The sequence below is a fragment of the Clostridium sp. MCC353 genome, from assembly GCF_018785315.1.
In the GTDB taxonomy this organism is placed as follows: Bacteria; Bacillota; Clostridia; order Lachnospirales; family Lachnospiraceae; genus CHH4-2.
The window spans coordinates 15,919-40,382 of the sequence record NZ_WQPN01000059.1 but is presented as its reverse complement, the minus strand read 5'-3'; the positions used below and the strand labels follow the sequence as shown (position 1 = coordinate 40,382).

The 24,464-nt window shown below is 45.9% G+C and carries 21 protein-coding genes and 1 riboswitch; of the genes, 17 read left to right on the top strand and 4 right to left on the bottom strand.

Annotated features, from left to right (window positions below; genetic code table 11):
• Positions 1–100 precede the first annotated feature (100 nt).
• The 6 genes from GPL15_RS11870 to GPL15_RS11845 all read left to right on the top strand — a co-directional run bounded on the left by GPL15_RS11870 (position 101) and on the right by GPL15_RS11845 (position 6,995).
• Positions 101–1,297: an amidohydrolase gene (locus tag GPL15_RS11870; RefSeq protein ID WP_215698884.1), complete on the top strand. Its 1,197-nt coding sequence runs from the start codon at positions 101–103 to the stop codon at positions 1,295–1,297.
• Positions 1,298–1,396: 99 nt separating this feature from the next.
• Positions 1,397–2,410, top strand: a complete 1,014-nt coding sequence (locus GPL15_RS11865) for a hypothetical protein (RefSeq protein ID WP_215698883.1) — start codon at positions 1,397–1,399, stop codon at positions 2,408–2,410.
• A gap of 363 nt (positions 2,411–2,773) precedes the next feature.
• On the top strand, positions 2,774–3,688 hold the full coding sequence (locus GPL15_RS11860; protein ID WP_215698882.1) for a hypothetical protein: 915 nt from the start codon (positions 2,774–2,776) through the stop codon (positions 3,686–3,688).
• A gap of 133 nt (positions 3,689–3,821) precedes the next feature.
• A complete protein-coding gene (locus GPL15_RS11855) occupies positions 3,822–4,340 on the top strand; it encodes a restriction endonuclease (protein WP_215698881.1) in 519 nt (172 codons plus the stop codon).
• A 77-nt stretch (positions 4,341–4,417) separates the two neighbouring features.
• Positions 4,418–4,493, top strand: a riboswitch (cyclic di-GMP riboswitch).
• 226 nt (positions 4,494–4,719) lie between these two features.
• Complete coding sequence (locus tag GPL15_RS11850; RefSeq protein ID WP_215698880.1) at positions 4,720–6,453, top strand: phage tail sheath C-terminal domain-containing protein; 1,734 nt, start codon at positions 4,720–4,722, stop codon at positions 6,451–6,453.
• A gap of 101 nt (positions 6,454–6,554) precedes the next feature.
• The gene (locus tag GPL15_RS11845) at positions 6,555–6,995 is read left to right on the top strand and encodes a phage tail protein (protein ID WP_215698879.1); all 441 of its coding nucleotides are present in this window, start codon (positions 6,555–6,557) and stop codon (positions 6,993–6,995) included.
• A 162-nt stretch (positions 6,996–7,157) separates the two neighbouring features.
• On the opposite strand, the gene GPL15_RS11840 is transcribed toward GPL15_RS11845, so the two are convergent.
• Positions 7,158–7,475, bottom strand: a complete 318-nt coding sequence (locus GPL15_RS11840; RefSeq protein ID WP_215698878.1) for a hypothetical protein — start codon at positions 7,473–7,475, stop codon at positions 7,158–7,160.
• Positions 7,476–7,689: 214 nt separating this feature from the next.
• Here GPL15_RS11840 and GPL15_RS11835 point away from each other — a divergent pair, with 214 nt between their 5' ends.
• The gene (locus GPL15_RS11835; RefSeq protein WP_215698877.1) at positions 7,690–8,208 is read left to right on the top strand and encodes a hypothetical protein; all 519 of its coding nucleotides are present in this window, start codon (positions 7,690–7,692) and stop codon (positions 8,206–8,208) included.
• On the opposite strand, the gene GPL15_RS11830 is transcribed toward GPL15_RS11835, so the two are convergent.
• Positions 8,180–8,545, bottom strand: a complete 366-nt coding sequence (locus GPL15_RS11830; protein ID WP_215698876.1) for a hypothetical protein — start codon at positions 8,543–8,545, stop codon at positions 8,180–8,182. The genes GPL15_RS11835 and GPL15_RS11830 overlap by 29 nt on opposite strands.
• Before the next feature lie 181 nt (positions 8,546–8,726).
• Here GPL15_RS11830 and GPL15_RS11825 point away from each other — a divergent pair, with 181 nt between their 5' ends.
• Positions 8,727–8,885 (top strand): hypothetical protein, encoded by a 159-nt coding sequence (locus tag GPL15_RS11825; RefSeq protein WP_215698875.1) that lies wholly within the window; start codon positions 8,727–8,729, stop codon positions 8,883–8,885.
• Positions 8,886–8,932: 47 nt separating this feature from the next.
• Here the strand turns inward: GPL15_RS11825 and GPL15_RS11820 are convergent, their stop codons facing one another.
• Positions 8,933–9,316: a hypothetical protein gene (locus GPL15_RS11820; protein WP_215698874.1), complete on the bottom strand. Its 384-nt coding sequence runs from the start codon at positions 9,314–9,316 to the stop codon at positions 8,933–8,935.
• Between the two features lie 415 nt (positions 9,317–9,731).
• Complete coding sequence (locus tag GPL15_RS11815; RefSeq protein ID WP_215698873.1) at positions 9,732–11,096, bottom strand: cell wall-binding protein; 1,365 nt, start codon at positions 11,094–11,096, stop codon at positions 9,732–9,734.
• Between the two features lie 544 nt (positions 11,097–11,640).
• Between GPL15_RS11815 and GPL15_RS11810 the strand changes: the two genes are divergently transcribed.
• The 9 genes from GPL15_RS11810 (at position 11,641) to GPL15_RS11770 (ending at position 24,459) form a co-directional block, all read left to right on the top strand.
• Positions 11,641–13,569 (top strand): thiamine pyrophosphate-binding protein, encoded by a 1,929-nt coding sequence (locus tag GPL15_RS11810; protein ID WP_215698872.1) that lies wholly within the window; start codon positions 11,641–11,643, stop codon positions 13,567–13,569.
• Positions 13,570–13,586: 17 nt separating this feature from the next.
• Positions 13,587–14,519, top strand: coding sequence for an NAD(P)-dependent oxidoreductase (locus GPL15_RS11805; protein ID WP_215698871.1), 933 nt, complete (start codon positions 13,587–13,589; stop codon positions 14,517–14,519).
• A gap of 3 nt (positions 14,520–14,522) precedes the next feature.
• Positions 14,523–15,674 (top strand): class I SAM-dependent methyltransferase, encoded by a 1,152-nt coding sequence (locus GPL15_RS11800; protein ID WP_346344950.1) that lies wholly within the window; start codon positions 14,523–14,525, stop codon positions 15,672–15,674.
• Entirely contained in the window at positions 15,671–16,738 is a 1,068-nt protein-coding gene (locus tag GPL15_RS11795) for a zinc-binding dehydrogenase (RefSeq protein WP_215698870.1), read from the top strand. Before GPL15_RS11800 ends, GPL15_RS11795 begins: the two co-directional genes overlap by 4 nt.
• A 4-nt stretch (positions 16,739–16,742) precedes the next feature.
• Complete coding sequence (locus GPL15_RS11790) at positions 16,743–17,849, top strand: glycosyltransferase family 2 protein (protein ID WP_215698869.1); 1,107 nt, start codon at positions 16,743–16,745, stop codon at positions 17,847–17,849.
• The gene (locus GPL15_RS11785) at positions 17,846–20,032 is read left to right on the top strand and encodes a glycosyltransferase family 2 protein (RefSeq protein WP_215698868.1); all 2,187 of its coding nucleotides are present in this window, start codon (positions 17,846–17,848) and stop codon (positions 20,030–20,032) included. Before GPL15_RS11790 ends, GPL15_RS11785 begins: the two co-directional genes overlap by 4 nt.
• A 23-nt stretch (positions 20,033–20,055) precedes the next feature.
• Positions 20,056–21,030 carry a glycosyltransferase family 2 protein gene (locus tag GPL15_RS11780; protein ID WP_215698867.1) on the top strand — a complete coding sequence of 325 codons (975 nt, stop codon included), beginning with the start codon at positions 20,056–20,058 and terminating at the stop codon, positions 21,028–21,030.
• A gap of 123 nt (positions 21,031–21,153) precedes the next feature.
• Positions 21,154–22,572, top strand: a complete 1,419-nt coding sequence (locus GPL15_RS11775) for an undecaprenyl-phosphate glucose phosphotransferase (RefSeq protein WP_215698866.1) — start codon at positions 21,154–21,156, stop codon at positions 22,570–22,572.
• 9 nt (positions 22,573–22,581) lie between these two features.
• Positions 22,582–24,459, top strand: coding sequence for an LCP family protein (locus GPL15_RS11770; RefSeq protein WP_215698865.1), 1,878 nt, complete (start codon positions 22,582–22,584; stop codon positions 24,457–24,459).
• The last annotated feature ends 5 nt before the right edge of the window (positions 24,460–24,464 follow it).

The window sequence follows — 24,464 nt, the reverse complement described above, 5'->3', positions numbered from 1 at the left end:
TAAAGCTAAACAAATAAAACTAAACAAATAAAGCTATACGAATAAAGTCATACAAATAAAGCCACACAAATAAAACCACACCAAAGGAGGAACATCTCACATGTCCACTGAAAAATCACAAATCATCACCACCATCGACACATTACGCCCCACCCTGATCACCCTTTCCCACAACATCCATTCCACCCCGGAGCTTGGGTTCCAGGAGTTCCAGGCTGTAAAATACATCACAGAAACCTTGGAATCCCAGGGCTACACTGTGGAACAAAACTACTGCGGCATTCCCACATCCTTCCGGGCCGTAAAAAAAGGCAAAGCCCCGGGCCCAAGGGTATCATTTCTGGCTGAATACGATGCGCTTAGGGGTATTGGCCATGGCTGTGGCCATAACGTCATTGCTACCTGCGCTGTTGGTGCATTTTTAGGCCTGGCTTCTGTTATGGACAACTATGATGGTGAGGTATCCATTATCGGAACGCCGGCAGAAGAACATGGAGCGGGAAAAGCGGTTTTATTGGAGCGGGGGGCATTTGAACAGTCGGACTATGCTCTGATGATGCATCCTTCAGGAGGCGGAACTAAGGCTAATCTGATCGGCCGCGGCGGACGGGCTTCAGGAGGTGTAACGGTTTCATTCCAGGGTAAGGCAGCCCATTCTTCCGTTCCGGCCAATGGCGTGAATGCTTTGAATGCCGCTATCAGCCTGTTTAACCAGATCGATATGCTTCGTCCTACGTTCGAGATGCAGGACAATATTAACGGCGTTATTTTGGAAGGCGGTGTGGCAGGGAATATTATTCCTGAGTTCGCGAAGTGTGAATTCTGTATACGGGCGGAGACCATGCACCGGATTGAAGAATTGATTGAAACCGTCAAAGGCTGCATTGAACGGGCAAGCCAGCTGACGGGCGCAGTGCCCACTGTAGAGCTGGAACCGATCTATGCGGAACGTTATTCCAATATGCCGATGTGCGAGGCATTTAAGGCCAATATGGAGGCTCTGGGCGTGCCTATGTGCTATCCGGATCCGAAAAAACAGTATGGTTCCTCTGATATTGGAAATGTATCCATTAAAATACCCAGCATTCACGATTATCTTTCCATTACAGATGATGAGACAATACAAAGCCATTCAACTGATTATACAAAGGCGGCGGCTATGCCGGAGGCGGATGAAGTCTGCATAAAGGGTGCCAAAGGGCTGGCGATGACAGGGCTTGACATTTTAAAAAGTGAGGAGTTCAGAAAAGAGATTAACGCCTTCCATGAACAGCAGATTCCTGATTGTTATAAGTAGACAAAATTCTGAGACTGCAAAACGATTAGCTAAAATAACTTAAACTGATAAGGACAAATTTAAATGAATTCGTTTTTATCACATAAAAGGAGTTCACTGATGAGAAAAGAAGCATCTTTGGAAATGTGGCGGGAACTTTATGATCTGGCTATCGAAATTAAAAAGCTGGAGCCATGGAAATATTTATGGGATATGGATTTAATTGAGATGCATCTGCCCGGCTATCAGGAACCGGTTTATTGTTCGGTTATGGGAAAAGGCGGAGAATGCTATGGAATCGGTTTGTATGAGGGATCGGAAGGTCTGGCTGATTTTAACATGATTGCTACGGCTGATAAGTTTATGCTGCCGGCAGCGTATGTTATGGGAGACCAGTCCAATTTAAGCTGCTATTTTGGCGACCGTGAGGAAGTTCCGAGGGAGCAAAAGGCGGTGATTAAGGAGCTTGGATTAAAGTTTCGGGGTAGAGGGCAGTGGATCTATTTTGAATCTTTTAAGAAGAGATATCTTTCCTATATTCCCGATGAACGGGAAACAAAGGTGCTGTTGGATACATACAGGGTTCTTCCTATTGCAATTAAAGCTGTTATAGATCATACGGTTGAAATCGATTGGGATGATGATGAGATACTATCCTGCCGGTTTGATGAAGATAAAAAAATATGGAATATGTCCGCTATTCCCCACCCTGACTGCTCCAGGAAATATCCATACATTCAATTGACTGATGATATTTTAAAGCAGAAATTGAAGAAAATGAAGAGGAACAAGTCGGAGATTGCACTGGATTTAAGCTATATGCACTGCGGCGTGACGGATGACAAATATGAAAGACCGATGAATCCCATGGTTTTGGTCGCTGTAGACGTACAGGCAGATATGATTATCGATATGCATATGATGGATATTGAGGAGACTGAAGTAGATGCAATTTTGAATTTCTTTATTCCATTTGTGATGGAGTATGGGCGCATGAAAACGATTTATGCGAGAAATCCGTGGATTTTTGCGGCACTGAGCCATATCTGTGATTTTTGCGGAATTCGTTTGGTGAGTGATGAGCTGGAGGAAGTAGATGGGATATTGGAAGATATGATGAGTATGATGAGGTGATGTAGAACTTAACTCACTGGATGAAATAATAAAAAAGTATAAACGGAAATACTCCAGACAATGAATTTTAAATGATGTAAGGCTATTACATAGCAACTTTATCAGTAAATGTCTAAGTTTGAGCGGAAGTTCAGATGGCAGACAGTAGTTTTATTTGTAAATACCGAAACGCCCCGTCTGTTATGCGCAGCCGGGGCGTTTCGGTATTTAGTAAAAAAATGACTGCCTTTAATTTGAATACCTATGTGTAAAATTAAAAAGTATAATGTTAAAATTAAACGATAATTGATTAAAAATATGTTGAAAATAATGCTGATTGATTTTAAAATGGAATAAACAAATAATTTTAGGAAGGGATTATAAATGGATTACGATGATTTGATACATGAAGAGTTTGAACGTTTAAAAGGAAAACATCAGGATTCAATTTTTTTAACAATTTATAGATATAAAGAAATTACACATAAAAAGTTAATGGAAATTTTAAATATATCTTCTAGCAATTTAAGTGTTAATATTAAAAAAATAATAGATAAGACAGATGTTATAAATGAGCAATTGGCTGCAAGGGGAGAAGGTAATATTACTTTAATCCAAGTCCAACAGAATAAAAAAGAAAATATGTACTCCTTAACTTCACAAGCGGAAAAATATATTGAGAAATGGCTATTAAAAACAGAAGATAATAATCCAGTAAAAAGGTTCAGCATGAACGTTAGCTGGAAATGGGAATACATGTTAGATGAATTAATTATAATTGATAGACTGCATCTTCTAAAATCACCATATCCGAGTGGTATTAGCCCGGATATGGTACAGGAATTTAATATTTTCCGAGCAGAAATGAAACGGATAATTATTAATGATTGTTTTGATGAAAAGGAAAGGGTGTTGTCGTTCCCAGATAATATAATATTAAAAGATAGAATAAATGATTTTATTGATACAATACAGCAAGAGTATGATAAGATAAAAGATCTTTCTGAATTATTTAATCATAATTCAATAGAAGCTTTCCGTTTAATTGACGAACTCTGTTGCCAGATAATACATAACAAAATAAAATTAGAAGTATTTAACGAGTTTGAAATTGAAATGGATCGCTTTAACTTAATTAAAGAAGTAGTTACTGATATGATTATGAAGGCAAAAGAAAAGAATCTAACTAAACAAGATGCATATGAACTTTGGTGTAAGGACTTTCCAGTAAAAAGTAAGGAGCTGGTTTATTATTTGGCAGAAAAATATGATAGATATTTTAATAATAGTAACGGCTGATAAAATAGTCAATATTTAGAAGAATAAACTTAGGGATTTTACAGCAGAATAGTCAATTTATACACAAATAATTATATAAGAAATATAGATGAAATATTTTTACTGGTATGAGGTTGTATAGGAGAGAAAAAAGATGATTTATGATGTAAGTGCCAAAAGAGGAGAGGGCATTAATCAATGGCAGGCTTTGCTGCACGATGTTGATAATACAACTCTTTCACCTAAGAGAAGGGGGAGATTACTGGAAGAGTTAATGATTAACTTTTTTAATAGGGTAGAGGGTTTTACCTGTGTTAAAAATATTAGGACAAGAACAGAAGAGCTTGACATAGAGATAATTAATAATTCAGACATGTTTAACCGTGAGGGAAAAATAATACTGTGCGAATGTAAAAATTGGAATAGGCCTTTAAAACGGGCTGAGTTAAACATTTTTATCGAAAAAATGAAAAATAGGCGTTGTAGGTGTACTTTAGGATTTTTAGTTGCGTGGAATGGTGTTACTAAAGATTTAGAAAATGAACTTCTTCGTTTTTCGCAAAGACCAGAATTAGTGGTTATATTAGAAAAGGATGGAATTATAAATGCGTTAGACACAAATTCTGTGAGGGAATATTTGGACAATATAGTCATAAATGCAATTACGATGTAAAATGATGAAATGTAATAATAATCTTATTGATTGTCAACAATTGTAAAAACAAGTATAATTATTCCAAGAAATAAACAGAAAATCACAGGCAAAATCAATGAAAGTTGATGACGCAAAGCTATAGGGCCTTTTAAATGGCAGCCAGCTGCACATTCCATGAAATTATGCAGGGCTGGCCGTTAGGCCGGCCCTTTTTTAAAATGATTCCGTTATCCTGTTATAAAAGGAGGCAGCATCCATATTCGGTCCGGCGCATAAAAAGAAAGTACGTGAACCAAAATCCGCGTTAGTGAGAAGAACTGCGGGCCGGAAACTTGGCTTCAAACCCATAACATGTAAATAAGGTTAACAGCGCATAAGCTGAGGAAAGAGGTATTGCATGGCAGAATATTTATCACCCGGGGTCTATGTAGAGGAGTTCGATTCAGGAATCAATACTATAGAAGGGGTGGATACAAGTACCGCAGGATTTATAGGAATGGCGGAGAGGGGGCCTGTTTTGGGTCTTCCGCGGTTAGTTACCAATTTTGAGGATTTTAAAAGAAATTATGGCGGTTATTTATCTGTCGGCGAATATGGTGATTACCGTTTCCTGGCCTATGCGGTGGAGCATTTCTTTAATAACGGCGGATCCAGATGTTTCATCATGCGGGTATCACCACAGGATGCGGCCTGTGCGACTGCGGCAGTGCCGTCAAAGGACGATTGTATTTTGAAACTGACAGCTAAAAATCCGGGGGTCTGGGGCAATAACTTAAAAGTGAATATCTCACCTTCCAGAAAGGCGAAAACCCAGATATTAGAAGTTTTAGAGACTGCAGCAGGCCGGTGTTATTCCGTAAAGAGCAGTTCCGGTTTCTATGAAGGAGATGTTGTGTGCTTTACGGACGGTAGGGAAGTTATTTATAACCGGGTGGAGAAAATCCGGGATAATATCATTGCTTTTGAGAAAGAGTTCGCTTTGGATGTGGTCGATAAAAATCTGCTTCCGGAAAGAGTGATATCTACCTGTGAATTTAATATGGAGATCAGAAATGATGATATTGTGGAAAGCTATAATGACCTTTCGTTTAACATGCAGATCCCCAATTATATAGAAAGAAAACTGGCTAAATCAGAGCTGGTCACTGCAGTTTACGCCGGGCATGACCTGCGGTCGGCGATACCGCCTTTTGTCCAGTTGGCTGAGGAAGGCCGGGCCGCTGTCACGGTCAGCTTTACGAATGGAAGCAATGGAAATGTCCGGAGAATGGCGGCGGAGGATTTCGTCGGCAGGGATGGCGGAGCAGGGAAGAGGAGCGGGATTCAGGCGTTTGCAGACAATGATGTGGTTTCTGTTATTGCTGTGCCTGGAGTAACGGATCCCGGTGTTCAGTTGGCGCTGACTGCCCATTGTGAGAAACAGGCCAGCAGGTTCGCTGTGCTGGATATGCCGAAAGAAGCGAGGAAGATACAGGATATTTTGGCACACAGGGATATTTTCGATTCGTCCTATGCGGCTGTCTATCACCCGTGGCTGATGGTATTTGACCCATTGGATAAAAAGGAGATCGCTATCCCCCCATCCGGTTCCGTGATGGGTATTTATGCCAGAAATGACGCTGCACGGGGCGTTCACAAGGCGCCGGCCAACGAAGTGGTACGTTCCTGTGTCGGTCTGGATGTCCAGTTTAATAACGGGGATCAGGATATATTAAATCCAAAGGGAGTGAATCTGATCAGGGCAATTCCGGGGATGGGTATCCGTGTCTGGGGCGCCAGGACGGCCAGCAGCAACAGTAACTGGAAATATATAAATGTCCGCAGGCTTTTCATTTTTATAGAAAAATCAATTAAAGACAATATAAGCTGGGTAGTATATGAGCCCAATAATGAAGTCCTTTGGCGGCGGGTTCAGCAAACTATTGAGATATTTCTCACTACTTTATGGAGAAATGGCGCTCTGGCGGGAGTGACTCCTGAAGAAGCATTTTTTGTCAATATAGGATGGAGTACGATGAGCCAGGATGATATTGACAAGGGACGTTTGATTTGTTTGATTGGAGCCGCTCCAGTGAAACCGGCGGAATTTGTAATTTTCAGAATAACACAGAAGACCGGGGAGGCTCAGTAGGACGGCTGTTCCGGTTAAAGTAAAAGAGCGCAGATTGTTATCAGCCCCCTTAAAGGAAATCTAAATAAGAGAGCCGCAGATGCGGAGAAAGTGAGGCAGTTATGGCAGGTTATCCGCAGGTAAAATTCCGCTTTAAATTGGAGATAGACGGATTGGAAGCAGGAGGTTTTTCAGAAGTCAGTGGTTTTGATGCGCCCGCAGAACCCATAGAGTACAGGGCTGGGGATATGGCAGCAGGCATGGCAGCAGGGGCCCATTTAAAGGTGGCAGGTCTTCGTAAGTATGGAAATATCACGCTGAAAAAGGGCATGATCGAAGGAAAAGCTTTTTATGATTGGATCCTGAAAGGGCAGAATGGAGAAGTGGACAGGAGGACGGTTATAATCAAGCTTTTGGATGAAACACAAATGGTGGCGGCATCCTGGAGAGTGATCAATGCATGGCCTGCCAAATACTCGGGTTGTGATTTCAACGCCGCATCCAATGAGATCACGGTAGAAACTTTGGAACTGGCTCATGAGGGAATGGCAAGGGATTTGTGAGCGGAGGATGAAAGACAGCGGAATTCCATGGGGGAATAAATCCCAAAGGTTATGAAAATAAAATGACTGTGAGCAGCGGAAGGAATTATGAATCTGCCGATACGGAAAAAACAGCTATCCAACGCGCACCCATCCCGCGTCCAAATAACTGTTTTCCTTGTCCTATCTTGTTTTAACCCATTTCCCGCTGCTGTTGACATAGTAATTATCAATCCAGGTGTCATGAGCCATCGTACCATCCTGATGAAGGTAATACCAGGAGCCCTGATCTTTCAGCCATCCTGTTTTCATATATCCTTTATCATCCAGATAATACCAGTTATCGTCAATTTCGATCCATCCGTATTGATATTTTCCATTTTCATTCGTGTATTTCCAGCCGACGTCGCCCTGTTTTTCCCATTCGGCATAAGCGGGAACCGACAGGTAAGTGACGAGAAGGAGAGTGGTTAGTATTGTCAGTAAGGCTCTGCGCTTCATAAACAATCTCACCTTTCTTAATTTTTTCTTAATTATAGCACAGTTGGAAACACTATGCTAGTATCGTATTTTACTAAAATGTGAACTTTTTCTGACTTTTTTAAAAAAGGCCTGTAAAAAAAGACGGCTATCCGATATAATACTAGAGTATGTCTGACGGAAAGCAGTTTTCAGACACACGTTAGATGTTGAACTTGAAGGAGGAAAAAGCAAAATGAAGAAAATGCTTATTTTAATTGCGGGCTGCATATTGTTCCTTAGCGGCTGTACTAAAAGTAATATCGTTGCACCGAGTCTTGCAGTGGAACCGGAAACTGACATAAAAGAAGGAATTGAAATCGATTGGGATCAGGTATTGGCTGGTCTGGATGAGACTTTCATTGAACCTGACGCCTATCCAATGGGCGTTGAAATTGGAGCAGTCATTGATCCTGGAAATAAATATGCTCAGTTAACGATTCAGGTAAAGGAGGACACGGATCCTGATGATGCAGTAGCATATGCTATGGAAGTTGCTAAAGGGTTGAATGATGAAGTGGCAACACAGGATTTTAAGTATGAACGGTCATCGGAAAAGTCGTTTGGTGGTTTTTTGAAGGACTATACCTTGCAGGTAATGGTCTATCCCGAAGGACAATACTTCGAGGATGATAAATGCATTATGGATATAACCGTCCGGCCGGGAGAATACGTTGAATTCACCCCTAATGGGAAATCTGGTTCCGGCCAGTAAAGTAATTCCACGATCCGTACCGTTTGGTGAGAAGCTGTTCAATATCGGTTTTGGGAAAGACGGTAAATGGGAATTGTTCTTCTGCAATAATGAGATCATCAAAGAGCCTGCACGCATCCAATGCCAGCAGGCTTTCCTTTACCAAAGTCTCTGAATTATAGGCGACCAACACATTCCGGATTCCTTTTTGATGGTTCTTTTTCAAAGTATTGGGAACCTCGTGGGCAAAGTGGACATCAGGCAGGGAGCGAAAAAACAGTTCCCTGTAATTTTTCGGAAATGTTTTTGTGTCTATTTCAACGATTTCGTCGAAAACAAATATCTGTGTCATATCCATAGATCTTGTATCCTCTCCGTTGGGAAAAATCCATATTTTGTGTATTTGATGGCTTATAAAGCTAAAATTGTTAGATAATTTGAGGCGGTATTGTCGAATTCTGCGATTTAATTTGCTTTTCAAAATGAGAAAAAAGTTTTATATTGGTTTCAGATTAATAATCTTTAAGGAGGTTCCCGCAATGAATGAAACCAATCAACTGGTCTTGCTTCAAAAAGAAAACGAAAGGCTGAAGTCGGACAATGAAATGCTGCTGAATATAGTAGCTCAAATGAAGGTTACGTTAAACCGCCTGCTCAGCCGCTATATATCGGATAACAATTCAGAAAGAATGGTTTAAGTTTATCCGTACATACAAACAGTGGGAGTGCAGTACACTCCCAACTGTTATTTCCCTAATTCTTTTTTTAACTCTTTATTCTCTTTCAGCAAATCCCAGATGGTGTTGTGCATCCATTCGATCGTGTCATTCAATTTTTTATTATCCGTTTCCAATTCAATTATCTTCTGACTCATACGGGCAATGGTTTCACGATGGTTGGCTGCCTGGTGAGGGGCCATGAGCTGTTGAACGTAGGAGGGACAGGATTCAAAGATCAGGCGGGAAAACAGAAGGTCCCGTTCCTCACAGTCTAAATTCATAAAATCCTGATAATTCATATCCAAAAGCTTCATAGGTTCATTACAGATCGGGCAGGTCGCATTCTTTGATGATTGGTAATAGCCGTAGCGTCCGCATTTCAAGCAATAATATACAGCTAGCTCTCGCACAATGACTCCCTCCTAAAAAATGATATAAATTTACCTGATGTTATAAACGCAGGAATAGCTATTTTATAACAAATTTCGACAAATATAAATACGATATACGAATTTTGTAATCAAAAAAGCCGCAATAAGCCACATTTTATTAACGGATAATTAATATATATGCAAAAATTATGAGTAATAGAACCATTTAGACGGGAGATTGGGGAAAAAGATGTGGAAAATCAAAGAGGAAAATAAAAAAGAGCGCCGCTCAATCATCTGGTTTGATGATTTGCGGCGCCCTCCTGGGAACAGCAGACGGCAATCTGCTGTCCGGTATGATATGAACGGATTATTATCTTTTGAAAATTACTGAATCATATTACTAAGTGATCCCGCCGATGGTAATTCCGCGGCCCCGGACTGCGCTTTCCTATTACTGCACAATCCCCTTAGTATCTACCACCCAGACCTTATCATTTGCATCTTTAATATCTTTATAACCGGAACCTAATTCAGGCTTTTCGCTGGACTTAGAACCTGAGGATGCCTTCTGGATGGTTCCTGCTGTATTTACCAGGTAAGAAACTTCATCGATGGTAACCGGTGCATAACGCAGGTCTGTATCTGCTTCAAGGCGCAGGCCGTATTTGAACACGTTGTTTTCACGCACGCCGTGGAAGCCCTGTCCTTTTCTGGATCCGTCTGTGTAGAAGAACCAAGTCTGGTTTTCTCCCAGGTTTTCATCAAAAATGGTCTGTTTGCCGGTTTTCATGATGCCGTCGGTTCCAAAGTAGAAGTTGGCAACATCGCCGTTGTCTAAAGTAACAACCTGAAGTCCTGTCTGCATTTCACCTTTTGTATTGAAGCCGTATTTTTTAGAATCTACGGTAAATACCTTAATTCCTGTTTCTGCGAAAAATGGTTTTCCGTTTTTGAAGAAGAAGTTATAGAGTTCCGCTTCCTCGCTGATACCCTGTACGCCTTCAATTTTACGCCATCCGTCGGCACGTTTGCCGTCTTCTTTATCGTAATACTGGTATCCGGCAACCGTTGTTTCTTTTGCAGCAGCTTCTGCGTTGGAATCAGTAGCTTCAGACCCAGCGGCTTCGGTAGCAGCTTCGGAAACCGGAAGCTTGTACCATCCTGTCTGCATTTTACCATTTACAAATGTGTAATATGCGCCGTCGATCTTCTTGTCAACCTGGTTCTCAACCATTTTACCGTTGGAGTTGAAATAGTACCAAACGAATTCTTCGTCAGGATTGTCAGATTCTTCTTCTAACTGAATCCAGCCTGTTTTCATGACGCCGTCATTTTCTTCACCCAGGTAATAGGTTGCGCCGTCGATTTCCACTTTACCTGTCATCATCTGGCTGTCACTGTTGAAATAGTACCAGTTCTCGCCTATATTGTACCATTTGGAAGTAACGGCTTTTCCGTCCTTGCCAAAGTAGTACCAGTATTGTTCCGGCTCGTCGGAATCCCAGTCCACCTCGTTGTCAACGGTGATCCAGGTATTGAAGACACGTTTGCCGAATTCATCTACATAGTATTCATCTACCATGGTGTCAAAAGCGAGTTCGCCTTCACTGTCTAAATAATACCAGTTGTCACCATGTTTTTTCCATGAGTCTGTCAGGTAATAACCATCGGCATCATAATACATCCATGTGCCGTTTTCTTCTACCCAGCCTGCAGGCTGAGCCGCGTAAGCGTCAGTAGTTGATACGATAGGGGCTGCCACACACATCATTGCAGCAGCGGATAATACAGCCATAAAATTTGTTGATTTCTTCATAAATATGTTTTCTCCTTTTTGAGTGATGAATTAATAATTTTCTTCTGGCCGAAAATCCATCGTTGCATTACGTTTGTGATTATAACCTGCGGATCAGCTCTTGAACAGATGTGTCTTACTGGTAATGCTGGCAGGAATTAGGGGTACTGCCATTCCCAGTTCCCCGGGGCCAAACCCGGCAAACCGGCAGCACACGCCGTTTGAGCTCATGGTTTCGGCCAGGACAACTCTAAGACCGGAAGGGGATAAAAGAAAGGGGACCGATGACATTCATCGAGAAGTCCTGAAGGCCTTCTCGATTCAGGTCCTCTGACAATCTGACTTTGTAGGTCAGATTGTCCCCCTTTTTTTATCCCCTTCCGGCCTAAGAGTTGTCGATGGCCTGCAAAAATCGCTCAAACGGCGTGTGCTGCCGGCTTGCCGGGTTTGGCCCCGGGGAACTGGGAATGGTAACTTAGGGGTCCCCCGTGAAAAACAAAACACTTCCCCCAAAAAAGTTAATATGGTATACTATTGGCAATAATGTTAAGAGGAGAGATCGCGTATGAGAATGAAAGTTTCTAATTATATAGCGGAGAAACTGGTGCAGGAAGGGATCAGCCAGGTATTTACCGTCACAGGCGGCGGCGCCATGCATTTAAATGACGCTTTAGGCCACCAGAAGGGCCTGCGCTGCCTTTATAACCATCATGAACAGGCCAGCGCCATTGCCGCGGAGGCATATGCCAGAATCCATAATACAATCGCGGCTCTCTGTGTGACCACAGGCCCAGGAGGAACTAATGCCATTACCGGCGTGGTAGGGGGGTGGCTGGACTCCATTCCCATGCTGATTCTGTCAGGGCAGGTGAGATATGATACGACAGCCCGCTGGTCCGGTGTGGGAATACGGGCTCTTGGCGACCAGGAATTTGAGATCACAAAGGCGGTAAGCTGTATGACCAAGTACTGTGAGATGGTCACCGATCCCATGAGAATCCGTTTCTGCCTGGAAAAATGCCTTCATTTGGCATACTCCGGCCGTCCAGGCCCTGTCTGGCTGGACATCCCTCTCAATGTCCAGGGGGCGTTTATCGAGACGGATGATTTGATCGGATTTGATGCCGCAAATTACGATGCCGGCGGAACCGGCTGGCCTGCCGATGCAGGAGAACATGTGCCGCAGATCGAAGAAGACATTGCAGGACAGGGCGAACCCAGACAGGTGCTGCCCGAAAAAGTGAGCGAGGAAACTGCCCGTAAGATTATAGAAAAGATCCGACAGGCCAAACGGCCAATATTTAACGCGGGAAATGGGATCAGGATCGCGGGCGCCCATCCGGTATTTATAAGGGTGGCGGAAAAAATGGGAATCCCTGTTGTAACAGGCTGGGACAGTGAGGACTGTATCTGGGATACCCATCCGCTGTATGTGGGCCGTCCGGGAAATCTGGGGGACCGTCCGGGAAATCTGGCGGTGCAGAACAGCGACCTGGTATTTTCCGTAGGAAGCCGTCTGAGCATCCGCCAGGTTGGATATAATTATGAGACATGGGCGAGAGAGGCATATACCATCATCAATGATATTGACCCGGAAGAATTAAAGAAGCCCACCCTGCATGTGGACATGCCGGTTCTGGCCGACGCAAAGGATCTTTTAGAGGTGATGGACCGCCTGCTGGATCAGGAGGAGACCCCTGTATTCCACGGCGGAGAAGGACTTCCGGGAATGAGCTGGCAGGAGACCTGCCAGATGTATAAAAAGAATTATCCGGTGATTCTTCCCAAACATTTTGCCAATACGGATGAGGAAGAGGCCAATGTTTACGCAATGATCTATGAGATCAGCAGCCGCCTGCCAGAGGGCCAGATCACCGTGGTGGGCAATGGTTCCGCCTGCGTGGTGGGCGGCCACGGGTATATTATCAAGGAAGGCCAGCGTTTCATCACCAATTCCGCCATTGCCTCCATGGGTTATGACCTGCCGGCGGCCATCGGGGTCTGTATGGCGGAGAACGCCGGAAAAGACATCATTCTGGTCACCGGGGACGGAAGCATTCAGATGAACATTCAGGAACTGCAGACCGTGATCCATCACAAAATGCCGATTAAGATATTCCTGATCAATAACGGCGGATACCATTCCATACGCCAGACACAGAAAAACTTCTTCGGAGAGCCGTTGGTGGGCATCGGCGTGGACAGCCACGACCTGAGCTTCCCCGATATGGGTAAATTAGCGGCTGCCTATGGAATTCCCTATCTCTGCGCCCATCACAACAGCCAGTTAAAGGATGCGGTACAGAAGACGCTGGAGGCGGAAGGGCCTGTGATCTGCGAAGTATTTGTTACAACAGACCAGAATTTTGAGCCCAAATCGGCGGCCAAACGGCTTCCTGACGGAACCATGGTATCGCCGCCATTGGAAGATATGGCGCCATTCCTTCCGGAAGAAGAGATGGACCGTCTCATGATAATCAAGAGAATAAAGTAAAGGCGGTAACGCGGAATATGAAGTTTATAGTAACGGGGGCTACCAGCTTTATCGGAAGCCATACGGTGAAACTGCTTTTGAAGCAGGGACACCAGGTCTGTGCGGTGGTGCGCCCCCGGTCATCCAATGCGGATAAATTAGAACAGCATGATAATTTGTCGGTGGTCTGGCAGGACCTGTCGAACTTAAAACGGCTGGAGGAGGAAAAAGAATGCCGGGATGCGGATATCTTCCTCCATTTTGGCTGGGACGGCATAGGCAGCGCGGGGCGGAATGACAGGGAAATCCAGAAGCTCAACCTGATTCATTCCATGCAGGCTGTGAGGACTGCCGCGGCTCTCGGCTGCGGACGTTTCTTATTCAGCGGTTCCCAGGCGGAATACGGCATACACCGGGATCGGATGAGTGAAACCAGCGTCTGCCGTCCGGTGTCTGAATACGGAAAGGCTAAACTGGAATTTGGCCGTCAGGCCATGGCGGCCCTGAATGGGGCGGAGTTAAACGGTATAGATATGGACTTTATCCATGCCCGCATATTCAGCGTCTATGGGCCGGGGGACCATCCCTGGTCTTTGGTGAACACGGCTTTGAGCACATTTTTGTCCGGCGGACATATGGAGCTTGGGGAATGCACCCAGCAGTGGAATTTTTTATATATAGAAGATATGGCTGAGGCTGTGGTAAGTTTAGCATTAGGACTTGCGCCAAAACAATCTGGCGTATATAATATTGCTGGTAATGATACCCGCATACTGCGGGAGTTTGTGGAAGAAATGTTTGAATTGTGCGGGAAAAGAGGCAGTTACTCCTATGGAGTGAGGCCGCCCAACGCGGAAGGGCCTGCGTCCCTGATTCCCGATATTAAAAAGATAGAAGAAGCGGCCGGATGGAAACCTAAGGTTTCATTTGCAGACGGTATCCGTTCCATGCTTCCGGTACAAAAGGAGTAAGCTGTGAAACGTAAAAAATGTATATCCTGTGGGGCCCCTTTATACGAAGACCCCATATTGACACTGGACAATATGCCTGCTTCGGCGCAGGATATCCCTGATGGGGATCAGATTTCATCCGATCACGGGCTGACGCTGGATTTGTGCCAGTGCAGAGGCTGCGGCCTGGTCCAGTTCGATTGTGAGCCGGTGGGCTATTACAGGGACGTGATCCGTTCCGGCGGTTTTTCCACCACCATGGTGGAGCTGAGAAGAAGCCAGTATGAACATTTGATTGAAACCTACGGCCTTCAGGGAAAGAAATTCATAGAGGTGGGCTGCGGCAGAGGCGAATTTTTATCGGTTCTGACCCATTTCCCTGTAGAATGTTATGGAATTGAAAACAGAGAAGATCTTGTAAAAACAGCACAGCAGGAAGGCCTCAATGTGAGCCGCGGATTTACGGAATCGGAAGATACCGTGATACCGGGGGGACCATTTGATGTGTTTCTGTCATTTAATTTTATGGAACACCAGCCGGATCCCAACAAAATGCTCCAGGCCATCTATCAGAATCTGACGGAAGATGGAATGGGGCTGATCACCGTGCCCAGCATGGAATACATTTTGGAATATGACGGATTTTATGAGCTGATCCGTGACCATATCGCGTATTTTACCTTTGATACGCTGGGATTTCTGCTGGAACGCAATGGATTTGAGGTGCTGGAACAGGAACTGGTGAACCGGGATACCATTTCCATGATCGTGAAAAAGAGGAAAAAGCTTAATGCGGTCAGGCTGCAGGAGAGCTTTCATATAATAAATAAAGAAGTAAATGACTGGATAGACCATTTGACGGAAGAGGGAAAAAGCATTGCCGTCTGGGGGGCCAGCCATCAGGGATTCACGCTGGCGGCCACCACCAGGCTGGGAGAAAAAGTGAGCTATATCATCGACTCGGCTCCATTTAAGCAGGGGAAATTCGCTCCTACCTCCCATCTGGCCATCGTTTCGCCGGATTATTTTATGGAACATCCGGTGGACGCCATTCTGATCGTCGCTCCCGGCTATACGGCGGAGATCGCCGGAATTATACGGGAACGGTTTGGACGTAATGTGGAGATACTGGCATTGAAATCAAACCATCTTGAGAGACTGGAGGAAAGCCGATGAAAGCATTTGTACTGAAAGAGCCTGGAAAAGTGGGCTGGTTTGATGCGCCAGAGCCAAAACTTACGCCCTATGGGGCGATTCTGCGTCCCATAGCCCTGGCTCCCTGTTCATCAGACGTCCATACGGTGTTCGGCGGAGGTTCGAAAAAGGCTCCCAACCTGGTTTTAGGACACGAATGTGTGGCCGAGATTCTGGAAATAGGGGAACTGGTGCGGGACTTCCAGCCGGGGCAGATCGTGGCCGTGCCTGCAATCACTCCCAACTGGCGGGACCCGGGCATTCAGGAATGCAATTTTAAGCACGCCGGTGCGCCGTTTTCCGGGCATCAATTGGGACGAAGCCAGCCGGGAACATTTTCTGAACGATTTTTGATACCGGATGCGGATACCACCCTCGCCAGGATTCCGGAAGGGGTCAGCGTGGAACAGGCGCTCATGTGCGTGGATGTGGTGACCACCGGTTTTACAGGCGCGGAATATGCGGACATTAAATTTGGAGATACGGTAGTTGTGATGGGGATCGGCCCCATCGGCCTGATGGCTGTGGAAGGCGCCAGGCATCTGGGAGCTGCCCGCATTGCGGCGGTTGGCACAAGGCCGGTCTGCGTGAACCTGGCCCGGGAATTCGGAGCCACGGATATCATCAGCTATAAGGACGGCAATGTGGTGGAACAGGTGCTGGCCATGACAGGCGGCATCGGGGCGGATTCGGTTATCATTTGCGGCGGCGGGGACGAGGTATTTTCCCAGGCCATCGATATGGTGCGTTATGGGATCGGTACGGTTTCCAATGTCAATTATTTCGGCGGGACAGGGAACCTGCCTTTTCCTAAATTCTCCGGCGGGCGTGGAATGGCTGGAAAGACCATTCACACAGAGCTGGCTAAGGGCGGAAGAGTACGGATAGAACGGATGATGAAAATGGTCCGTTACGGACGCATTTCACCGGAAAAGCTGGTGACCCACTGCTTTGAAGGCCTGGATAAAATTGAAGATGCCCTGTATCTGATGAGAGATAAACCCCGGGACCTGGTGAAGGTGATGGTCCGGATAGATTGGAAGTGACAGAATGAAGAAAATCAGTATAGTTGTACCATGTTATAATGAAGAAGAGAATGTGGTTCCCCTGAGTCAGGCCATTGTCTCCATGTTTCAGAAAGAACTGCCTGGTTATGAATATGAACTTTTATTCATCGACAATGATTCCCACGATAAAACCCGGGATTTGATCCGGGAACTCTGCGGCAGGGCCCCCGGGATCAAGGGGATATTTAATGCAAAGAATTTTGGACAGTTTAATTCCCCCTATTATGGAATGCTTCAGACCACCGGGGACTGTACCATCCTGATGGCAGCCGATTTCCAGGATCCGGTGGAGATGATTCCCAAATACGTGAAAGCCTGGGAAGAGGGATATAAGATCGTCATTGGCATAAAAAAGAGCAGCCAGGAGAATAAAATCATGTACTGGCTGAGAAGCTGTTATTATAAGCTGATAAAAAAACTGTCCGACGTGGAGCAGATCGAACATTTTACCGGATTTGGACTGTATGATAAGCGGTTTATCGAAGTGCTCAGGGAATTGGATGATCCCACGCCGTTTTTACGGGGGATTGTGGCGGAACTGGGATTCAGGAGAAAAGAGATTCCTTATGAGCAGCCCAAACGCCGGGCCGGGAAGACCAGCAATAATTTTTACCGGCTGTATGACGCGGCCATGCTGAGCATTACCTCTTACACGAAGGTGGGGCTCCGGCTGGCTACCATATTCGGATTTATCTGCTCCGGCATCAGCATTGTGGTGGCTCTTGTTTACTTGGTTATGAAGCTGATCTGGTGGGACAGGTTTCCGGCAGGTATGGCGCCCATGCTGATTGGAATGCTGTTTTTGGGGTCGATTCAGATATTTTTTATTGGGTTGGTGGGGGAGTATATACTCACCATCAATTCAAGGGTGATGAAAAGGCCGTTGGTGATTGAAGAAGAAAGAATTAACTTTCAGGATGGGGAGTTTTTTAACATCAAGCGTGAAGGCATTTTCGAAAATGCCTTCACGCCTGATGTAAATGCGCCTGACGAAAACGCATCTGACGAAAACGCATCAGACGAAAACGCGTCCAAAGAGGAAAATCCTCCCCTCTCCCCTGACGTTAATAAAGGAAATAACGAAAAATGAAATACAAAATAGACATAGTCCGCATACGCGAAAATGAAATAACTTTAAACGGCTGGGTCATCGGCCGTGATCCCCAGTCCCAACCGTCATTTGCGGTGGAGGACGCCGGCCGGAATCCCGTGGAATTCCGCTGTGTATCCACAAGGCGGGACGACGTGAGCCAGATTTATTATAAGCAGATCATAGACAAAGACTTCGGCTTTGACATCCAGTTCCCTTACGAACGGGGCCAGGATTATTATCTGCTGATCACCTGCGACGGCAAAACAGCCCGCATCAAATACAATGAAGACCTGATCGCCAAGCGCAGCAGCGTGGCCCACAAGCGGAAAGAGAAAATCAAGGATTTGATGAACATGGAAACGGTCCATGTGGCCTTGGACTTTTGGAAAAAGAACGGCTTAAAGGCCTTGATTGTGAAATCCAAACATAAAATCCAGGGTCTGGACAATGACTACGATTACGCCGAGTGGTATGAGCTGACCAAGCCCACGGAGGAAGAGCTGGAGAAACAGCGTCATGAATCATTTCCTTTCATGCCAAAATTTTCCATTGTGATCCCGGTTTTTAAAACTCCGGAGAAATATCTCCGTGAAATGATCGATTCCATTCTGGATCAGACTTATGTTAACTGGGAACTCTGCATCGCGGACGGAAGCCCCAAAGGACAGGATGTGAGCCGCATTTTAAAACGCTACGCGGACCGGGATAAGAGGATAAAATATAAAGTTCTGGGAGAAAACCGGGGAATTGCGGGAAATACCAACGCTGCGCTGGAAATGGCTTCCGGGGACTTTATCGTCCTGGCCGACCACGATGATACGGTGCCTCCCCACGCCCTTTATGAGTGTGCAAAGACCATTAATGAAAATGCGGACTGCGACGTGATTTATTCCGATGAAGACAAGCTGGATATGGACGGCGGGGCCTTATTCGACCCTCATTTTAAACCGGATTTCAATCCGGATCTTTTGACCAGCGTGAACTATATCTGCCATCTTTTTGTGGTGAGACGGAGTTTATTTGAAAAAGTGGGCGGTTTCCGCCAGGAATTTGACGGCGCCCAGGATTATGATTTCATTTTCCGGTGCACGGAGGCAGCGGCGAAGATCTGCCATATCCCTAAGATTCTGTACCACTGGCGCTGTCATCTGGAATCTACGGCCAGCAACCCGGAAAGCAAGCTTTATGCGTTTGAGGCCGGTTCCAGGGCGGTTATGGCTCATTATGAACGGATGGGAATAAAAGCGGAGAAGGTGGAAAAGGGCGTGGATTACGGAATTTACCACACCACCTTTGAGATCGTGGGAAGTCCATTGATCTCCATCGTGATCCCCAATAAGGATCATCATAAGGATCTGGATCTCTGTATACGGTCCATTACAGAGCGGGCCACATATAAAAATATTGAATTTATTGTGGTGGAGAATAACAGTACGGAACCGGAAACATTTGATTATTATACGAAAATACAGAAGGAATTTCCCTGTGTTCATGTGGTCACGTGGGAAAGGGAATTCAACTATTCGGCCATCAATAATTTCGGCGTGCAGTCGGCCGGGGGAGAGTATCTTTTGTTTTTAAACAATGACACTGAGATCATAGAACCCAGGATGATGGAAGAAATGCTGGGATTCTGCCAGAGAGAAGACGTTGGAATTGCCGGAGCCAGGCTGCTTTACCAGGACGATACCATCCAGCATGCCGGAGTGGTGGTGGGATTTGGCGGAATCGCAGGCCATACATTTATCGGACTTCATAAGGCGGAAAACAGCTATTTCCACAGGGCTATGTGCGCCCAGGATTACAGTGCGGTGACGGCTGCCTGTATGATGACAAAAAAATCCGTATTTGAAAAGGCAGGCGGTTTCAGTGAAGAACTGGCTGTGGCATTTAATGATATCGATTATTGTATGAAAGTGAGAGCCCTTGGCAAACTAGTAGTGTATAATCCATATGCGGTTCTCTACCATTACGAATCCAAATCCAGAGGTTTGGAGGATACGCCGGAAAAAGTTGCCAGATTTAACAGGGAAATTGCCATTTTTGCAAAGAAATGGCCGGAAATTCTGGAAAAGGGGGATCCGTATTACAACCCGAACCTGACCCTGAGAAAATCTAATTTTGCGCTGCGGGATTTGCAGAAGGAAGCGATCGGAGAGCCATACCGCCTTGAAGTGTAGCCGCTTGGGCATGGAGGAGTAAAATGAAAAAAGTTACGGTTATTATACCGAATTATAACGGCCTGAAATTCATGGAGCCCTGTTTTGAAGCCCTGGACCGCCAGACCACAGATGATTACCAGGTGCTGGTGGTGGACAACGGGTCTACGGACGGCAGCGTGGAGTGGCTGAAGGAACGGGAGATTCCGTCCATTTTTCTGGATAAAAATACAGGGTTCTGCGGCGCGGTCAATATCGGGCTGAAAGCGGCTCAAACGCCGTATGCGATCCTGCTCAATAATGATACGGAAGTTTGCGGGGACTTTGTGGCGCAGATGATCCGGGCCATAGAAAAATCGCCGTCCATTTTTTCGGTCAGCTGCAAGATGATCCAGCTTTACCAAAAGGACTTGATGGACGATGCGGGAGATATGTACACGGTTTTGGGCTGGGCCTACCAGCGGGGAGTTGGGCAGAGCGCGGCAGGATATAATAAGGAGCGGGAGATATTTTCCGCCTGTGCGGCGGCTGCGATTTACCGCAGGGAAGTGTTTGAGACCATCGGCTATTTTGACGAGATGCATTTTGCATATCTGGAAGATTTAGACGTGGGATACAGGGCCAAGATCGCCGGATACCACAACCGGTACTGCCCGGACGCTGTGGTTTACCATGCGGGAAGCGCTACCAGCGGTTCCAAATATAACTCTTTTAAGGTGAAACTGGCCGCCAGGAATAATATCTACCTGAATTACAAAAATATGCCCGCTCTTCAGCTTCTTGTGAATCTGTTTCCCATACTTGTGGGAATCGCTATGAAGTATGGCTTTTTCAAAAAAAGAGGGTTTGAAAAGGATTATGTGGCCGGGCTTCTGGAGGGATTAAAAACCGCCCGGAACTGTAAAAAGGTGAAATTCCGGCCTGAAAATCTGGTGAATTATCTTTCAATTGAATGGGAGCTGATTGCCGGGACATTTATCTATGTCTGGGAATTTTCCAGGCGGAGACTGCTAAAATAGGCAGAAAACGTCAGAATATCTAAATAAAATCGTCGAAAGACCAAACTTTTTAAGAGAATTTTAATAGCATACAATTATGATATCATGTATAATAGATGAGATATTGAACTGAGGGTGGGTACGATGATAAAAGATAACCAGAAAAAACTGAACCGGTTCCATGTGCTGCTGGACGCATTGGTAATTGTCATTTCCTATGTGCTGGCATGGACCATCATGTACTGGGAAAACAGAATCCTGCGCCCCCATTGGGGCATACTGGATGCGCAGGTATATTTTACCGCGCTGGTTATTGTTGTACCGCTCTACATGTTTTTATATATGGCATTTCACCTGTATACGCCGAAACGGGTACAGGGAAGGCGTATGGAGTTTGCCAATATCTGTAAGGCCAACACTATCGGTTTCCTGATCATAACCATGGTGCTGTTTGTTCTGCGTAAGAATTCTTACTGGGGCAATATATCGGGCAGGATGATTCTTTACTTCTACCTGATTAATGTGGTCCTGGAAGGGCTGGAACGGAATATCATCCGTCTCGTCCTGCGGTCCATGCGTTCCAAAGGATTTAACCAGAAACACATTCTGCTGATCGGTTACAGCCGCGCGGCCGAAGCCTATATCGACAGGGTGAACGCCAATCCTGAATGGGGATATCAGATCAAGGGGATTTTGGATGACCACAAAGAATGGGGCCATGAATACAAGGGAATCCGCGTGTTCGGAAAGACCTCGGACTTAAAGGAAATTTTAAACTTAAACGAACTGGACGAAATCGCCATCACCCTCAGCATTAAGGAGTATGAACACCTGGAGGAGATTGTGGCGGCCTGTGAAAAATCAGGCGTCCATACCAAGTTCATCCCCGACTATAACAATATGATCCCCTCCATTCCGCTTATGGAAGATTTACAGGGGCTGCCTGTGATACATATCAGGCGAGTTCCTCTTACAGACCCGTTAAATCGTGCAGTGAAGCGGGCGGTGGATATCGTCGGTTCCGTTGTGGGGCTGATCGTATTTTCACCTGTTATGCTGTTAACTGCATTGATTATAAAACTAACTTCTCCAGGCCCTGTATTATTCAGCCAGGAGCGGATCGGGCTCCATAACCGCCCGTTTAAGATGTACAAGTTCCGTTCCATGGAAGTGCAGACGCCGGATACGGAGAAAAGCCAGTGGACAACCCCGAGAGATCCTAGGGTTACGCCCATCGGCCGCTTTATCCGTAAAACGAGTATTGATGAAACACCCCAGTTTTTTAATGTCCTGATCGGGGACATGAGCATTGTAGGCCCCAGGCCGGAACGCCCGTTTTTTGTGGAGCGTTTTAAAGAAGAGATTCCCAGATATATGATTAAACATCAGGTTCGTCCGGGCCTGACCGGATGGGCGCAGGTAAATGGCTACCGTGGAGACACTTCAATAACGAAACGAATTGAACATGATTTGTATTACATTGAGAACTGGACCCTTGGGTTTGATATTAAGATTATGTTTTTAACCGTATTCAAGGGACTGATTAACAAAAATGCATATTAGAGGTACAACATGAATAACGAGTATGAAGATGAATTAGAGTTTAGCCGGGAGCGCCGCAGCCGGAGCAGAAAGAAACCCGGAAGTGAGACGCCCGTGCAGACCGGCAGGGGACGATCTTCCGACCGGATGGAGATACCCAGGACGGCGTCCGAAAAGAGCGAACGCAGAACCCCTAAATTCAGGGAGCCTGAACCGCCCAGGAAGGCGCCGAGAAAAGCGAAGAACAAGAGGCGCAGGCGGATCGTAACCATGATCGTCGCGGAATGTTTTGCATTGCTGTTTATTTTTACTTATGCATTTTTTGCAAAACGCTGGAACATGATCCAGCGCCATGAATTCCAGCAGGACAGCATTAAGAATGAAGAGCTGACAGTTGAAGATTTGACGAAGATGAAGGGCTACTGGATGATCGCCGTCTTCGGCGTGGACAGCCGCGGAAGCAATGTGGGTAAGGGAACCAATGCGGATGTCAATATGATCTGCTGTATCAACCGGGAGACAGGGGAGATCAAGCTGGTTTCCGTTTTCCGTGACAGTTATCTGAACATTGACGATAAGGGCACTTACAATAAGATCAATGCCGCGTATGCCAACGGAGGCCCGGAACAGGCTGTTAAGGCATTGAACAAAAACCTGGATTTGAATATTACCGATTACGTTACATTTAACTGGAAGGCTGTGGCGGATGCCATCAATATTCTGGGCGGTGTGGATATCGAATTGAGCAAGGCGGAACACGCGTATATCAATTCATTTATAACAGAAACCGTAAAAGTAACCGGAGTTTACTCCCAGCATATTAAGAAAGCGGGTATGAACCATTTAGACGGCGTACAGGCTGTCGCATATGGACGGCTTCGTTTGATGGATACGGATTTTGCCCGTACAGAGCGCCAGCGCAAGGTCATTGCCCAGGCCTTTGAGAAATGCAAAAAAGCAGATTTTGCGGTGCTGAACCAGCTTCTTGAACTGATTCTGCCCCAGGTGGCTACCAGTATTGATCTGTCCGATTTAACCAATGTGGCCCTGAGCGTTACAAAGTACCACATGGGTGAATCCATCGGTTTCCCCATGGCCCGTGACGATGCCAATATGGGCAAAAGAGGGGCTTGTGTAATACCTACAACGTTGGAAAGCAATGTAATAGAACTTCACAAGTTCCTGTTCGGCGAGGAGGATTTATACGAACCGACGGCAACGGTTAAGAAGATCAGCGCGACGATCTCTGAACATACAGGGAAGTATAAGGCCGGCAAGCCGGTAGGACACGTATCTACGGAAGGATATCTGCCAAAAGAAACCACAGCCGCCGTAGTGACAACAACCGAGGAAACTTCCAGCACGGAAGAATCTGAGAGCAGTTCAGAATCAGCTCCATTTGAAACGGATGAGCACGGCAATATCATAGATCCTCCTGAGGATCTGGATCCGTCGTCCCATAGCACTTCCGCCGCCAATGGACTGTCTCCGGACGGATCATCTCCGGACAGTTCTGCTTCTGTTCCTCACACTTCCTCAGCAAATGGAACCAGGCCTAATGGTCCTACGGATTTACCGGATCCGGACGAAAGCTCAGGCCCGGGAGTGAGGCCGACGCAGCCGCCGGAAGAGAGTTCTCCGGTTGAAAGTTCTGCTCATGAGACTACTGCAGCGGATCATCCAGGCGGCCCCAATTCGCCGTCAGGTTCAACCACTTCCGCACAGACCCCAGGAGGCAGTACGGCCCAGACACCGGGAGAAACCATCTCGGTTCCCGCCCCTCCGCAGCCGACCAATTCGGCCCCGCAGCCTTCTACCACCGCGGCTTTGTTCCCTGGCAGCAATGAAGCCAATACGCCGGGTGGAAACACTCCGGGAGGAAGCATACAGGAAGGCCCGGGAGCTTAACTGAA